General features: G+C 50.3%; 11 protein-coding genes and 2 pseudogenes. 6 read left to right on the forward strand and 7 right to left on the reverse strand.

Annotation, left to right across the window (positions count from 1 at the left end; genetic code table 11):
• Positions 1-481 precede the first annotated feature (481 nt).
• The gene (locus SIB68_RS09745) at positions 482-1,603 is read right to left on the reverse strand and encodes a mechanosensitive ion channel family protein (RefSeq protein WP_063401080.1); all 1,122 of its coding nucleotides are present in this window, start codon (positions 1,601-1,603) and stop codon (positions 482-484) included.
• A 1,272-nt stretch (positions 1,604-2,875) separates the two neighbouring features.
• Entirely contained in the window at positions 2,876-3,019 is a 144-nt protein-coding gene (locus SIB68_RS09750) for a hypothetical protein (RefSeq protein WP_155725002.1), read from the reverse strand.
• 1,213 nt (positions 3,020-4,232) lie between these two features.
• Between SIB68_RS09750 and SIB68_RS09755 the strand changes: the two genes are divergently transcribed.
• Positions 4,233-4,637 (forward strand): Paralytic/GBP/PSP peptide, encoded by a 405-nt coding sequence (locus SIB68_RS09755; RefSeq protein WP_236069125.1) that lies wholly within the window; start codon positions 4,233-4,235, stop codon positions 4,635-4,637.
• 265 nt (positions 4,638-4,902) lie between these two features.
• Here SIB68_RS09755 and SIB68_RS09760 read toward each other — a convergent pair whose 3' ends face one another.
• Positions 4,903-5,094 (reverse strand): hypothetical protein, encoded by a 192-nt coding sequence (locus tag SIB68_RS09760; protein WP_063401077.1) that lies wholly within the window; start codon positions 5,092-5,094, stop codon positions 4,903-4,905.
• Positions 5,095-5,363: 269 nt separating this feature from the next.
• Positions 5,364-5,867, reverse strand: coding sequence for a DUF2062 domain-containing protein (locus tag SIB68_RS09765; RefSeq protein ID WP_063401076.1), 504 nt, complete (start codon positions 5,865-5,867; stop codon positions 5,364-5,366).
• A gap of 65 nt (positions 5,868-5,932) precedes the next feature.
• Between SIB68_RS09765 and mnmE the strand changes: the two genes are divergently transcribed.
• The 3 genes and pseudogenes from mnmE to SIB68_RS09780 form a co-directional block, all read left to right on the forward strand.
• Positions 5,933-7,345: a tRNA uridine-5-carboxymethylaminomethyl(34) synthesis GTPase MnmE gene (gene mnmE / locus SIB68_RS09770; protein ID WP_155725000.1), complete on the forward strand. Its 1,413-nt coding sequence runs from the start codon at positions 5,933-5,935 to the stop codon at positions 7,343-7,345.
• A 97-nt stretch (positions 7,346-7,442) separates the two neighbouring features.
• Positions 7,443-8,348: a carboxylating nicotinate-nucleotide diphosphorylase gene (nadC, locus tag SIB68_RS09775; RefSeq protein WP_063401074.1), complete on the forward strand. Its 906-nt coding sequence runs from the start codon at positions 7,443-7,445 to the stop codon at positions 8,346-8,348.
• Positions 8,349-8,467: 119 nt separating this feature from the next.
• Positions 8,468-8,653 (forward strand): annotated as a pseudogene (locus SIB68_RS09780) (carbamoyl-phosphate synthase); the annotation flags it as partial.
• Here SIB68_RS09780 and SIB68_RS09785 read toward each other — a convergent pair.
• Positions 8,647-9,216, reverse strand: a pseudogene (locus tag SIB68_RS09785) (transposase); the annotation flags it as partial. The pseudogenes SIB68_RS09780 and SIB68_RS09785 overlap by 7 nt on opposite strands.
• Before the next feature lie 366 nt (positions 9,217-9,582).
• On the opposite strand from SIB68_RS09785, the gene argS reads away from it, so the two are divergent.
• Positions 9,583-11,394 carry an arginine--tRNA ligase gene (argS, locus tag SIB68_RS09790; protein ID WP_063401072.1) on the forward strand — a complete coding sequence of 604 codons (1,812 nt, stop codon included), beginning with the start codon at positions 9,583-9,585 and terminating at the stop codon, positions 11,392-11,394.
• Entirely contained in the window at positions 11,394-12,533 is a 1,140-nt protein-coding gene (locus SIB68_RS09795) for a pyridoxal phosphate-dependent aminotransferase (RefSeq protein WP_063401071.1), read from the forward strand. Before argS ends, SIB68_RS09795 begins: the two co-directional genes overlap by 1 nt.
• 49 nt (positions 12,534-12,582) lie before the next feature.
• Here SIB68_RS09795 and SIB68_RS09800 read toward each other — a convergent pair whose 3' ends face one another.
• Together SIB68_RS09800 and SIB68_RS09805 are read right to left on the reverse strand one after the other, a co-directional pair.
• Positions 12,583-13,320 carry an MBL fold metallo-hydrolase gene (locus SIB68_RS09800; RefSeq protein ID WP_063401070.1) on the reverse strand — a complete coding sequence of 246 codons (738 nt, stop codon included), beginning with the start codon at positions 13,318-13,320 and terminating at the stop codon, positions 12,583-12,585.
• 26 nt (positions 13,321-13,346) lie between these two features.
• On the reverse strand, positions 13,347-13,955 hold the full coding sequence (locus SIB68_RS09805) for an anthranilate synthase component II (RefSeq protein ID WP_063401069.1): 609 nt from the start codon (positions 13,953-13,955) through the stop codon (positions 13,347-13,349).
• Positions 13,956-13,958: the final 3 nt, after the last annotated feature.

Genomic DNA, 13,958 nt, shown 5'->3' on the forward strand with positions numbered 1-13,958 from the left:
AAGCCAATAAGTCGATCAAGCAAAAACTTGATTGATTTTTATCTCCTCTTGACTAGCCAATATAATGATATTGATAGTCAATGAAGCCCGATGCTTAATCTGTTCAGTGATTCTCCACTTTTAGCCTCTTGTCAGGCGTCATTGGTGCTCATTTTTGGAGTTATTATGCTCCTTCATGCACGTCGAAGCCGTCCTAATCTTAAATGGCATCCAGAATATCGTCAGTTATTAACCAAAGCCTATGATAACTCACCCTATGTAAAAGGAAATAAACTATAAACCTAAATCTTAGGCCATGCTTTTGATAGATGTGGATAATGACATGTTAATTCGATTTTGGCATGCCTTGCTTACAACATATGAGATTGAGAGGAAAATTATTCTTCGCGAATGAAATCTAATGGTTGGGCTTTGTTCCAGCCGCACATCAATTACCTGGAGCCGTTTAACTCATGTCTAGAAAAATAGTTTCGAGCCTTTTTTACTGCAGTGATCTGTTCGATTTTAGATCTTCACCCAAGCGACTAATTGGATTATCATCGTTCAGGCTTGGCGCCGGATAGAGGGTGGTGCAATTGAACGCAAAATCACCACCAGCTTTCTGAACAATGTCTGCAATCTGGAGGAAGACCTCCTGTTGAATATCTAACCAGTCTTTCCAAACAGTTGTTTTAGTAAAGCAATACACCATCATGTTGATCGAGGAGTTATCCCATTCGTTGAAATTCACCAAGATGCTCTGTTTTTGATCTATGTCTGGATGGTTTACTAGCAGACTTCTAACACTATTGGTAATTGTCTCGATACGGGGCAGATCTTCGTAGCGAAGGCTAATGCTGGCCTTGATTCTTCTATTATACATTCGTCCAGGATTCTCAATCGGAGTAGTCGCAAAGATCGAATTTGGTATATAGAGTGGTCGACGATCAAAGGTGCGAATGCGGGTGTGATACCAGCCAATTTTCTCAACTGTTCCATCATCAAAGTTTGAGGTGCTAATCCAGTCACCTTCTGAGAACGGACGAGTAAAAAAGAGCATGAATCCTGATAGGAAATTCTGAGATATCTGCTGTGTCCCAAAGCCGAGGCCAATGCCTGCTCCACCAAGCAAAGCGCCTACTGCTGCGGTAGAGACTCCAAAAGTCACCATCAGGGCCGCGATAGTTAAAATAATGACTCCAATGGTGAATACCCGATCCAATAAGGCGGTCAACATAGCCTCATCTCTGGGATCTTCCACCTTCAGCCAGCGTTGAATCCGATTCGATTGCAGGAGCAGTGCCCGGCCGAGATTGATGGTGGCCCACCCCAGCGCGATCACCACCAGAGCAGTTGAGACTGCTGAACTTTTAATGGGCAATAAGGCCTTAGCTTGCAGTTCCAAGAGATGTAACAGCCAACCCAAATACAGAGCTGACCCAAATCCAAGCAATAAGGGCCTTCGGATGGATCTCGCTACCAGAGGGCCAATTCGCCTTCCGTACTTATCCAGTAGAACGAGTATCAACCAAAGAATAGCTAAGAAGACAGTTCCGACCAGGATCCCTTCGTGACTCTGAAAAAAATCGATTTTGTTGAGAAGCTCTTGTTGCGTATTGGGCATGCGGCTTGATCTGGTTTGAGCAAATCTTACTGAGGAAAGTTGAATCAGGTTAGAGATAAAACTTCCTTTATCACATTAGACACAATTTCTCAAGAGCAAGATAAGTCTCTCTCAAGAAAATGGTCTGATCAAGAAGTGGTGTGTCTACCAGTTGATCTACAAGACATAGATGCACCGTCTCTTAGTGAATCAGATGAAGCCATCTTCCAGACTATTGCAGAACATGTAGAGGCAGAAAACTAGATCAATGAGAACAAGAAGACTAACAGTCACTGGTGGGAATGCTGATTCCACTCTGAAGTTGACCGTGTCGCTGAGGCCCATCTCTTCAGTTGCGGCAAAGAATTTGATTGATTCTTGCTCATCTGCTGAAGACGAGCAGATTGTTGTTGGTTATGGAGTCACCATTTCTTTAAGCATGTTTACGATGCCCTTTTGATTAGAGGTGATGGCCTTCGCCACAAATGACTTGATTTAGAGAAGGATTAGATTCTTTTCTGAGATGATTGAGGGCATACTTAATCAAGTTCCAAAAAACTAGCTGATAGCCAAGCAACCAACTGTCGATGCGAAGACCTCAAGCCTAGTTAGATCACTAGTAACCAAGAATTAGCCAGTCAGTTTAAGCCTTAGATTAGTGCCCATCATGGCAAATCTGCTTAAATTAAGTCAAAGAAACCTTGTCAGCAAAAGGAAGACAAGCAAATCTACTCATGAAGATCTATGCTATGGATTAGCTAATGCGAAGTCTGCAAACTTCTTGCGTAATGTCTGAAAACCTTTGAGCGATTTCCTGTCCATTTCAAGCAATCCATTCTCAACACACCATTGAGTCTGGTTTAAGGCCTTCAACATGTAATAAATCTCCGTCTGAGATTCAAAGGTGAACTTGACAGCCATAGGAGATTGCTCTTGCGTGGTATCTAGCTTAATAGGAATAAAAGCAAAACGAGCGTGACAAGGATTTGCGCCCCATCCCAAGCAGTGGTGAAGGTGTGATTGGGTTGCTATTTTCAATGCAAACAATCTGATTGTAGTCAGCGTTATTTGAGGCCTACCCTTGGAAGCAAGTTGATGGAGGTCTGTGAAAGAATTTTGTAGCTATCCAGCCTATCCTACTTGATTGGTGCCTAGATTAATATTTGCCTATTTCACTGCTTAACCTCTATGCAGGTCAAATATATTTTTTAGTCAGCCTCATTGTAAATGAGAGTTAGTTTCTATGGGGATAATATAAACAATTCCCTATGCGACTTGGCTTTAACCCTGCCTCTAGGGATTCTCTTTAAGGAGTTTCATGAGAATCTTTTGCTGCATCTTAGTCGCACGTAGAATATCTCTTTCTTGCTCGGCCAAGGCTAACTCTTTCTGAAGACGATCAATGCGCAGATCAAGCTCTTTCTCACTGCTACTCATGTTGGCTTCCGATCCATTAGGGGCAGACTTAAGACCTTGGCAGCTTAGATTCTACCCCTTCTTTAAGGGCCTCCCATCAGAAACATTATAAATATCTAAATTGAAGCAGGCCTCATGGATAGAATCGAAATAATCAAAGCTTGAATCACAGTTGACAGACATTTGTCTTGAATTTGTTGATGATCTTAGGATCAGCACGCCACTCCGGAGAGAGTCCGTTGGGCTCGTAGATTTCGCTAGTGCTTGCGTTGCACACAAAAATCGTGTTGCCAGTGTCAGCGCCTGACATCCACCGGCAAAGCATAGGAATCGTTGTTTAACCGTCAACAATCATTGAGCAAGCCTGCCGAAAGGAGGAGGATGTGGATTGAGCCTCTGCAGATATGGTTAATACAATGACAGAGCGCAGGGCTGTGAGTATTTGTTTCACTTGACCATAGAATGATTTATAATAATATATTCATTCACGCAATATCGACAAGGAAGAATGGATTTGGTTGATGCAACATGACGAAGATACTTCTGTTTTGACCTTGATATTCGATTAAAATAGTTCTGTCACTTGTAGTAAGACGATGCCAGACCTTTCACTTCCTACTATCCTGGCCATTGCAGCACTGGTAGCTCTTGTCCCTATTGCATTTGGTGGCTTTCTTGCGGTCAAGCGTCGCACAATCACGAGTTAAATCATTTGCTTTACCTTGTAGGTGTCGTTTTAATATCAACCTCCAAAAAACTCTGGGATAACTACGACACTCGCTACTTTTATTTAATCAATTCGACCCTTGATGACCTCCTAAGTAACCTGAGTGAAGTGAGAATCCTCAGCAGTGATCTTGATGACTGATCACTGCTGGGCGCCAAAGTAATCAAATCACCTTTAGGCAGTCAAAATGATTTGATTACTTTCAAAACGATAATTCTTAAACCAATTGCTTCCGTCATGCCCAATCATCAGTCAATAGAAATGTGTTATCTGCAAATAAAGAGGTGATTAGCCCGGTTAAAGGTTTTGAACTATTGTTCGCAGGGTATGGTATGCCTGCCATATTTCTTGATTTGGGTAAGGTAACCTTCGTGCACAGGTTTGGCTTATCTTGGTCATTGTAAACTCTATAATTAGCCAATACTGCTCTTGCGCCGACAGCTGAACACATTTCAAGTCTTGTCCCGGGCTATGTTCTTGGCAGTAGTTATGGTCTGTGGCGCCGGCTTGACGCTTCCCGTAAGGGCTGAAGCTGGCTGTGCAGCATTTGAGGCTATTGGATGGAATGAAAATTTAGCCTCTGGTGCAAAGTCAGGCTTGATCAATGGAGGCAGTTGGAGATGTTCAAATACTTATGCTGCTGGTGCTGGTTTTGTATCTGATGATTATGCAGTTACTGTGCATACTTGTTTTGATGAAATATTTTGCAGTGAGAGGGGCTTTGAAGTTGGAGCAATATACGTTCAAGTCAATAAGGATGGAATAAAAGGAAATTTCAAGGCTAGAGGGCAGGTTCTCAAGACAGATCGTAAGAGCATGAAGGTCAAGCAGGTGGATTCGGATATCGCATACAGCTGGACTGATGGTGGAATTAATGAGTTCAATACTGCATCACTGTTGATAGAACGATAGCCTTAGAGAAGATTTTAGTTGCTAGGATGAACATCAAGAAACGATGGCAATGAAGATATCTACACCTCATCGATGGCCTAAGGTCTTTGGCCAAATTTATCATGCCCGACTAATTCAGGTCTTTAAGGGATTGACTCTTACGGCCTCCAGATCTATCTCCTGGGGGTTGATTTTTTGAGTGTCTATATTTTATAAAAAATAAGTTCATCTCGATAGAGATGTTGTAAAGGAAAAGCTTAAATACAGAAAATTGTAGTCATTTTCCTCAGTCCAGGTCTTCTTCATCAAGGAATCGATTGGCTACTAGGGCATCGACCACTGCGAGCAAGGCGCCGCAACCCCAGATCAAACGCCAGATCTGTTCTTCGGCAAATACAGAGAGACTGAGGAAGACCAACGCCAGCACCACATCGAGCAGAAGTGCACGGCGTATCAGTTGCGGGGGTAGTGGAGGCATGAGCTATCTTAGCTCCTTTACTTGATATTCAGGATCGTGAAATTCACCAACTCATGGTTGGAGGAGATGGCTCCATCAACCTTTTTGATCACATTGACTGTAGCTAGACGTTGTGATTATATAGCGATATATTTACATCTTTTATAATTATAGCTATTGAGATAATTCTCGACAGCCGCATCATCTTTTACATTCAAAACAGGCCTTTCGCTTGATTCCTAAGAGGATTGCAATTCAGTAGATCTCAGCCTGGGTGGGCTAATTTCCGTTTAGTAATGTTTACTTTGGCTTCGTCTGCGATAAATTCGCTGCCGAGATTTTGCTTTTGCTGGCCCTTTGAGTAACCCATAGACAGCACAGCTTGCGAATAGAGCTGCGATTGCTCCTACCAAGCTTGATCCAAGTAAAAGGCGAGTGCTGAAGGCCCAGCCTTGAGTCCAAAGATCTTGGTCATTGAGTTGAGTGAGGTCAAACTTGTTTTGCCCTTGGTCAAGTAGGGAAGAGCCAACTTGATAGTTGAACCAATAGAGCGGCAAATAGGTGACCGGGTTGCTGATCCAGGTGCCTATGGCAGCCAGTAGATGGTTGCCGCGCACCACACTGGCTAAGGCGACACCGAGCAGTGTCTGTAACCCGAAGAAAGGGAAGCAGCCGCTGAACACTCCCGCTGCGACCCCTCGCGCCCGTTGCCCTGGCGTTCCTTCTTGCTTCCAGAGCCAAACAAGCCAGCGGCGCAGTTGCCTGCTGATGCCCTGGAGGGTTTGCTGGATCATGGCCAGACCGAAGCAATGGTGCTGCAGGGTGGCTTTGATCGTAGGAAGGGCTGAAGGTGCCAGTGATGATGTCTTCTCCAATCCCCCATCAACAAACGATTGCCGCAGTGGCAACGGCGGTTGCACCAGGCCAAGGGGGTATTGCTGTGGTGCGGCTTTCTGGGCCAGCGGCTGAGGTCGTTGGGCGGAGTGTGGTGTCGATCCCGGGGCAACAACTTTGGGTTAGTCATCGTGTGTTGTATGGCCATGTGATGGATGAGAGCGGCAAGGAACGAATCGATGAAGTACTTGTGTTGCTGATGAAGGGGCCACGCAGTTTCACTGGCGAGGATGTTGTGGAGATCCACTGTCATGGTGGATTGATGGCTGTTCAGCGGGTGCTTGAGCGTGTGTTGGCTCAGCCGCATGTGCGTCGGGCACTGCCTGGAGAGTTCAGCCAGCGCGCGGTGCTCAACGGCCGGCTTGACCTCACCCAGGCGGAGGCGATCAGTGAACTTGTGGCGGCGCGTAGTCGTCGAGCAGCCCAGTTGGCGATGACGGGAGTCGATGGAGGCATTCAGCGCCGCATTAGCTCCCTCCGGGAAAGGTTGTTGGATCAGCTCAGTGAGCTGGAGGCCAGGGTTGATTTTGAGGAGGATCTTCCCCCTCTCGATGGTGCTGAGTTGTTACTTGAGTTGCAGTGCGTGCGGCGAGAGCTCGAACAGCTTGTTGAAGATGCCAAGCGTGGTGATGTGCTGCGCCAGGGGCTACAGGTGGCTCTGGTCGGTCGCCCTAACGTTGGTAAGAGCTCCCTGTTGAATCGCCTCAGCCGCCGGGAGCGGGCGATCGTGACGGATCTTCCTGGTACGACCAGGGATGTCTTGGAGAGCGAGATTGTGCTGGAGGGTGTGCCGATCACCTTGGTAGACACCGCAGGCATTCGCGCCACACAGGATGCGCTGGAGCAACTTGGGATAGACCGTAGTCATCAGGCTCTCGCTGCAGCTGATTTGGCGGTGTTGGTGTTTGATCTCAGTCTGGGATGGACATCCGATGATGCGGCGTTGTTGGCTCAGATCCCAGATGATCTGCCAAGGCTTCTTGTGGGTAATAAAGCTGATCTTCAGCCTGCCTCGATGGCTGCTTCTCTAATGGCTGCTTCGCTGGGCAATGAGGTTGATGGCAAGGCTGTGGATGTGATGTTGAGCGCACTCACGGGGCAAGGAGAAGAGGCCTTGATTGAGGCTGTTTTGAAGACTTGTGGGGCCAGCGAAGCGCAGGGGTTGGTGGTTGCTCTTAATCAACGTCAGCGTGATTTGGCTCTCGCCGCTGCTGGGGCCTTGGGCCGTAGTCAGGAAGCAGCAGAGCACCAGTTGCCCTGGGATTTCTGGACCATTGATCTGCGGCAAGCGATCAGCAGCCTGGGTGAGATCACTGGTGAGGAGATCACAGAAGCTGTGCTTGATCGGATCTTTTCGCGTTTTTGTATTGGCAAGTAGGCGTCAATGGAAACTCACTATTGTTAATTCATAGTGTCAAAATGCTTTTTTCTGCCTAGTTAATCACTCCTCGAAAGATTGTCTTTTTGTTTGCAAGATGTTTTCCATGTCAGTCTCTACACCTTCGCTGACCCTGACTCCAGAATTGCGAAGCAGGCTTGAGAGCTGGTTGACAGAAGATCTCGGTCGTGGTGATCTCACCGCTCCTGCTTTGCGTGGTTGTCATGGTCGTGCGTGTTGGCGAGCGAAAGCCGATGGTTTGTTTTGTGGTGGAGTGCTCGTTGAGCCATTGCTGCATGCGCTTGATCCAAAGGCCAGGGTGCAGCTTCTCGTCACTGAAGGGGCTTCAGTTTCAGTTGGCCAAGATTTACTGCGGCTTGAGGGGCAGGCCTCAGCGTTGGTGGCTGTTGAGCGCACAGCACTGAATTTGGCGATGCGATTGTCTGGCGTGGCTACTGCAACTGCCGCACTCGTGGATCAGTTGCGTGGTTCGTCTGTGCGCTTGGCTGACACCCGTAAGACCACTCCTGGGCTACGTGTTTTGGAGAAGTACGCCGTTCGCTGTGGGGGGGGAGTGAATCACCGTTGTGGTTTGGATGATGCCGCCATGCTCAAGGAGAACCATTTGGCTTGGGCTGGCGGCATGGCTGCAGCTGTCGCCGCTGTTCGCACAAGCGCACCATGGCCAGCTCAGATCATCATTGAAGCGGAAACTGCCGAACAGGCTGATGAGGCGATTCGGGCTGGAGCGAATGGTGTGCTGTTGGATGAATTTTCCCCTGCGCAGTTGCAAGATTTGGTGCCTCGCTTGCGTCTATTGGCAGAGCAGCGAGCTGAAGGGCCTGTGGTTCTGGAGGCTTCTGGTGTTGATCTTGTCCAGTTGCATGCCTACGCGGCAACTGGGATTGATTTGATCTCGACGAGTGCTCCGGTGACGCGTAGTTCCTGGCTTGATATCAGCATGCGATTTGAATCAACGTTTGAATCAACGACGTCTGCCTAAGTCGTATTGAGGTTGTTCTGTTTTAAGCCAATCTTGCTTGCCAACCTAACGACTGCCTCACGCTCTGCTCTGCAACTCAGTTTCCCAAACATGATGAGCTGAGCGTTTAGTTTATCCCCGTGCTGCGCTCGCTTCGTCTTCCTCTGTCGCTTGCTGGTCCTGCTGCTCTTGCTTTGGCTAGCACTCCCATTGAGCCTGCCAGTGCTCAAGACGACGGCAGCGCAGATGATCTAGGCGTGATGGAGATCAACCTCAAAGACGCTGTGCAGTTCAACTGGGGCTTTCAAGGCGCACTGCAAGGAGCGCCTTTGCTCTTATGGTGATAGTGCTTACAAAAACGCTCATAGCGTTTGGCAGATCCATCGAGCCTTGCCGATAGCTTTAAAAAGGCAGGGCTGCATTCACTGAGGCCGTCTGATTGGAACCTGATGTAGTGGCCATAGTTGGAATAGGGGTCATAAAAGCCTTTCCTTACCCCAGCCGCTTTGGGGTTGGCATGGATAGACCTCAAGGTGTTCAACTCTCTTCTGTGGTCTTTGGGGTGGATTGGAGTCGAGAAATACCTGGCCTCCCAGAAGTGCCCACAACGCCCGCTCAAGCGATTCAGGACCATGGCTGAGTACCAAGCAAACCAATGCATCAATCTCGGCAGCTCACTTGCTTCATCAGGACGCAGCAGTAGGTGCAGGTGGTTAGCTATCAGCCAGAGCCCATAAACCTTCACGGCAAATTTCTGCTTGGCCTTTTTAAGTACCGCCAGTAAGACATCACGCCTAAGGGCTTTGGCAATCAAGAACTGCCGGCTATTGCAGCGCAGCGTGATGTGAAAACTGCATCCATGAGGCAGTAAGCGTTTTGCTCGAGCCATGCGTAGTACCCAGTTGTCGGCAGTAGGTCATCCGAGCCATGTACTGACGGCATCAGCGCACAATCATCAGCAAGGGAACAACCAAGAGCTGATGAGGAGAGTGAATCACGAAAGGATTAATCAGTGCATTGGCTCTGGTTGTCTAGCTTTTGTTGAGCCGCCTATTGAGCCGAAAACCTAGATGGAGAAGGCAGCTTTCAGGTTTTGCTAGACAAGCACGTCCTGATGCCCGTTCACTGTTCAAAAGATCAGCGCGCAGTGTTGTTGGTGATTGCTTGAGAACAGTGCTGAACCAGGCTTGCTGGTTGCCGGCATCGTGGTCAGTGATGATCAGGGTGATTGCAGGCCCATTTCGCCTCGGAGTTCATGCTCAGCCTTGCCCACGCTCTGGAGAGTCAACTGCGTGCGGCGATCGACCGTGCCTTCCCTGAAGCCGCAGCCTCAGCACGTGTGAGTGGCACTGGATTGGATCCACAATTGGCCCAAGCCAGCAAGCCTGAATTTGGTGATTTTCAGGCCAATGCTGCCTTACCCCTCGCTAAGCCGCTCAAGCAGCCTCCGCGTCAAATTGCTGCAGCGATAGTCGACCAGCTGATGGTCGATACGGAATTCACTGCTATTTGCTTGACGCCAGAAATTGCTGGGCCAGGTTTCATTAATCTCACCGTCCGGCCCGAATGCCTGGCTGCTGAAGTGCAGGCAAGGCTGGCTGATGCTCGTCTGGGCGTGCCGCTGGTGGAGGGCGATAACGATGGGCAGCAGCCCACTCCAGTGGTGGTGGATTTCTCCAGCCCCAACATCGCCAAGGAGATGCATGTGGGTCATTTGCGTTCCACGATCATTGGCGATTCCCTTGCTCGGGTGTTGGAGTTTCGTGGACACCCCGTGCTGCGTCTTAACCATGTGGGCGATTGGGGTACGCAGTTTGGGATGTTGATTACCCACCTGAAGCAAGTGGCACCAGCGGCTCTTGAAACAGCTGATGCTGTGGATCTTGGTGATCTGGTGGTGTTTTATCGCCAGGCGAAGCAACGCTTTGATGACGACGAGGCTTTTCAGACCACCTCCCGTGAGGAGGTGGTGAAATTGCAAGGGGGTGACCCTCTTTCCTTGAAGGCTTGGAGTTTGCTCTGTGATCAGTCGCGCCGTGAATTTCAAAAGATCTACGATCGGCTTGATGTTCGTCTCAACGAGCGCGGTGAATCGTTTTATAACGTCTATCTCGAGAGCGTCGTTGAGGATCTAAATGTCTCCGGTTTGCTCGTTACCGATGACGGCGCTCAGTGTGTCTTCCTTGAGGGTGTGACGGGTAAGGACGGCAAACCTCTGCCTGTGATTGTTCAGAAGAGTGATGGTGGCTTCAATTACGCCACCACCGATCTGGCAGCCATGCGCTATCGCTTTGCTGCTCCTCCCCAAGGTGATGGCGCTCGGCGTGTGATTTACGTGACCGATGCTGGCCAGGCCAATCATTTCGCTGGCGTCTTCCAGGTTGCTCAGCGCGCAGGTTGGATCCCTGATGCTGGTCGTCTCCAGCACGTGCCTTTTGGCTTGGTTCAGGGGGAAGATGGCAAGAAGCTCAAAACGCGTGCTGGTGACACTGTTCGTCTGCGCGAGTTACTCGATGAGGCTGTTGAGCGCGCTGAGTCTGATCTGCGACGGCGGCTGCAGGAGGAGGGACGTGTGGAGCAGGACTCCTTTGTTGAGCAGGTGGCCACCACGGTGGGGCTGGCAGCAGTGAAGTATGCCGATCTCAGCCAGAACCGAATCACCAACTACCAGTTCAGTTTTGATCGCATGCTTGCTCTACAGGGCAATACAGCTCCTTATCTGCTTTATGCCGTTGTTCGTATCGCCGGTATTGCGCGCAAGGGGGGTGATCTTGAGGTCACTACGGCTGAGCTTCAGTTCAGTGAAACACAGGAATGGGCTTTAGTGCGGGAGTTACTGAAGTTTGATGTAGTGATCGCCGAAGTTGAGGAGGAGTTGTTACCCAATCGTCTCTGCACCTATCTGTTTGAGCTCAGTCAGGTGTTTAATCGCTTTTACGATCAGGTGCCGGTGTTGAAAGCTGAGCAACCCTCTCGTAGCTGTCGCCTAGCGCTCTGCCGGCTCACGGCAGATACCCTAAAACTAGGGCTGTCGTTGTTGGGTATTCCCACGCTGGAGCGGATGTGATGGGGTCTTCACCTTCACGAATGAGTTCTGGTGCCCCCGCTCCTCGGGTGGAAGTGGAGTTTCTGAAGGCCTATAGCGCTCCGCTTGAGGGTCGCCGTGGATTGCTGCGCCTTGATTTTAATGAGAATACGATCGGCCCTAGCCCTCGTGTACTCGAGGCGTTGCGAGCGATTTCTGCTGATCAGATCGCCGTTTATCCGGAGTATGACGGGTTGCGAGAAGCGGTGGTGGCCAATTTGAGCAATCGTGATCAGGGCCGACCAGGGCTGACCCAGCCACTTAGCCCTAGTCAGATTGGCTTATTTAACGGCGTTGATGCAGCGATTCACGCGATCTTTCATGCCTATGGCGATCGTGGTGATCTCTTACTGACAACGAGCCCTACCTTTGGCTACTACACGCCCTGCGCCCAGATGCAGGGGATGGAGATTTTTGCCATTCCCTATGAAGGCAGCGACTTTTGCTTTCCGCTTGATGCGATTCGTAAGCGTGTGCTGGAGCAGAAGCCAAGGCTGTTGTTGCTCTGCAATCCCAACAACCCCACTGGCACTCGCTTGGCACCAGAACAGATTCAGCAACTTGCCATTGCTGCGCCTGAAACGTTGGTGGTAGTCGATGAGCTCTATGAGGCGTTCACGGGTGACAGCGTGATGCCTCTTGCCGACTTCACTGCAACCCCAAATTTGTTGGTGTTGCGTTCGCTGGCCAAAACCGCAGGGTTGGCGGGTCTTCGCATGGGGTTCGCGATCGGCTCTGCTGATGTCATCGATCGCGTCAGTCGTATGACTGGGCCTTATGACATCAACAGCTTTGCGGTAACAGCAGCTTTCGCAGCTCTTGATGATCAGGCTTACGTGGATGCCTACGTGGCTGATGTGTTGAAGGCGCGTGAGTGGCTCAGAATCCGCCTTCAAGCCTCTGGTTTGCCTTACCACCTCGATGGAGGGAATTACCTGTTGATCTGGCCGCAGCAGCAACCAACAGAGGTGGAAGCAGCCTTGCGCAAGCGGGGCATCTTGGTTCGGCTGATGACTGGCAAACCGCTGATTGATGGATCCTTGCGGGTCAGCATCGGCACGATTGAGCAAATGCAGCAATTTTGGCAAGCCTTTGCCACTGTTGAGTCTCTTGCAGCCTGAGTGACTGGCAAGACATGCTGATCGACTCACTCAGGCTATGGATGCGCTGTTAGCGCATCACCTCAATGACAGGTCCATCACCCAAATCGTTCGGCAGGCTGATGGTCGTTCCTGTCTGCTTCACGGGTGTACCTGCCATCGCATCAAGGAAGGGTTGCACCCCTGTTTGATCACAGTCGCTTGGCGCTGCACCACTCACGTATTGCACTGGGATGACTCGGCGTGGATTGAGTGCATTGACGACCCGTGCTGCTTCAGCGCCGTCATAGACCTTGGCGCCACCCCCTACGCCGATGATCAAGACGTCGGGACGTCCAAGCAGAACTTTGTCTTCTCCCGATAAAGAGGCAGCGCTGCCGCCAAGGTGAGCAAATTGCAGGCCACCCTGTTGCCAGCGCCATAGGGTGGCTTGGCCGAAACGGCGCCCGCCAAGGCGGTCATGGGGAGCCGCAAATCCCTCCAGGTTTAAGCCTCCAATGCGGTATGAGCCTGGTTGCACGAGAAAGCGACCACTAGCGACTCGAGCTCCTTCATCAGCGAGCTCAGAGCTGGCAAGGATCACAGTGGCATTCACCCGGGGCTCGCGCAGGCCTGCAGCGCAGCCCACGGCCTTGAATGGGTTGAGCAACACCGATTGCCCACCGCCTTGGATCAGTAGAGCACTGTGGCCGTAACTCGTAATCGTTACTCCGCCGGCAATGGCCGAGGAGGCTGAGGACAGTACTAAACCCACAGCTGAAGCTGCAGAAAGGCTACGGGTGCTCAGAACCTTTAAGAGGGAAGGCATGAGTGGAAGCGGGAGTGTTTTGGAAGTTAGCAGTGCTTTTCGCTGGCTTCAGTCAGACGCAAAAAGTTGGTAAGCAGTTGATGGCCTGCCTCCGTGAGCACACTTTCGGGATGGAACTGCACTCCTTGTAGATGGGGGTGTGTTCGATGACGTAGGCCCATGATTGTGCCGTCCTCTAGCCATGCTGTGACTTCTAGGCAGTCCGGCAGGCTCTCTCGCTCTGCAATCAGGCTGTGATATCTGGTAGCAGTGAGTGGTAGTGGTAAGCCTTTAAACAGCCCTTCGCCGTTGTGCAGCACAGGCGAGGTTTTGCCATGCATGAGTTCATCAGCTTGCACCACCTTCCCTCCGTAGGCTTGAGCTAGGGCTTGATGCCCCAAGCACACCCCTAGGGTGGGGATTGTGGGAGCCAGCTCGGTCAGCACCTCCATGCAAACTCCGGATTGATCAGGATTGCCCGGACCAGGTGAGAGCAGGATGGCGGCGGGGCGTAGCTCCCTGATTTGGCTGAGGCAGAGAGCATCGTTGCGCTCAACTCGTAGATCACCAGCGACAGGATGCTTTGCGGCCAGTTCCCCTAAATACTGCACCAGGTTGAAGGTGAAGCTGTCGTAGTTGTCGATAATCAGGAGCATGGG

This window comes from Prochlorococcus sp. MIT 1323 (genome assembly GCF_047304905.1).
In the GTDB taxonomy this organism is placed as follows: domain Bacteria; phylum Cyanobacteriota; class Cyanobacteriia; order PCC-6307; family Cyanobiaceae; genus Prochlorococcus; species Prochlorococcus marinus_D.

Coding starts and splice junctions, on each gene's coding strand:
- SIB68_RS09745 (WP_063401080.1), bottom strand. CDS start 1,603: ATGCCCAATACGCAACAAGAGCTTCTCAACAAAATCGATTTTTTTCAG.
- SIB68_RS09750 (WP_155725002.1), bottom strand. CDS start 3,019: ATGAGTAGCAGTGAGAAAGAGCTTGATCTGCGCATTGATCGTCTTCAG.
- SIB68_RS09760 (WP_063401077.1), bottom strand. CDS start 5,094: ATGCCTCCACTACCCCCGCAACTGATACGCCGTGCACTTCTGCTCGAT.
- SIB68_RS09765 (WP_063401076.1), bottom strand. CDS start 5,867: ATGATCCAGCAAACCCTCCAGGGCATCAGCAGGCAACTGCGCCGCTGG.
- mnmE (WP_155725000.1), top strand. CDS start 5,933: ATGATGTCTTCTCCAATCCCCCATCAACAAACGATTGCCGCAGTGGCA.
- nadC (WP_063401074.1), top strand. CDS start 7,443: ATGTTTTCCATGTCAGTCTCTACACCTTCGCTGACCCTGACTCCAGAA.
- argS (WP_063401072.1), top strand. CDS start 9,583: ATGCTCAGCCTTGCCCACGCTCTGGAGAGTCAACTGCGTGCGGCGATC.
- SIB68_RS09795 (WP_063401071.1), top strand. CDS start 11,394: ATGGGGTCTTCACCTTCACGAATGAGTTCTGGTGCCCCCGCTCCTCGG.
- SIB68_RS09800 (WP_063401070.1), bottom strand. CDS start 13,320: ATGCCTTCCCTCTTAAAGGTTCTGAGCACCCGTAGCCTTTCTGCAGCT.
- SIB68_RS09805 (WP_063401069.1), bottom strand. CDS start 13,955: ATGCTCCTGATTATCGACAACTACGACAGCTTCACCTTCAACCTGGTG.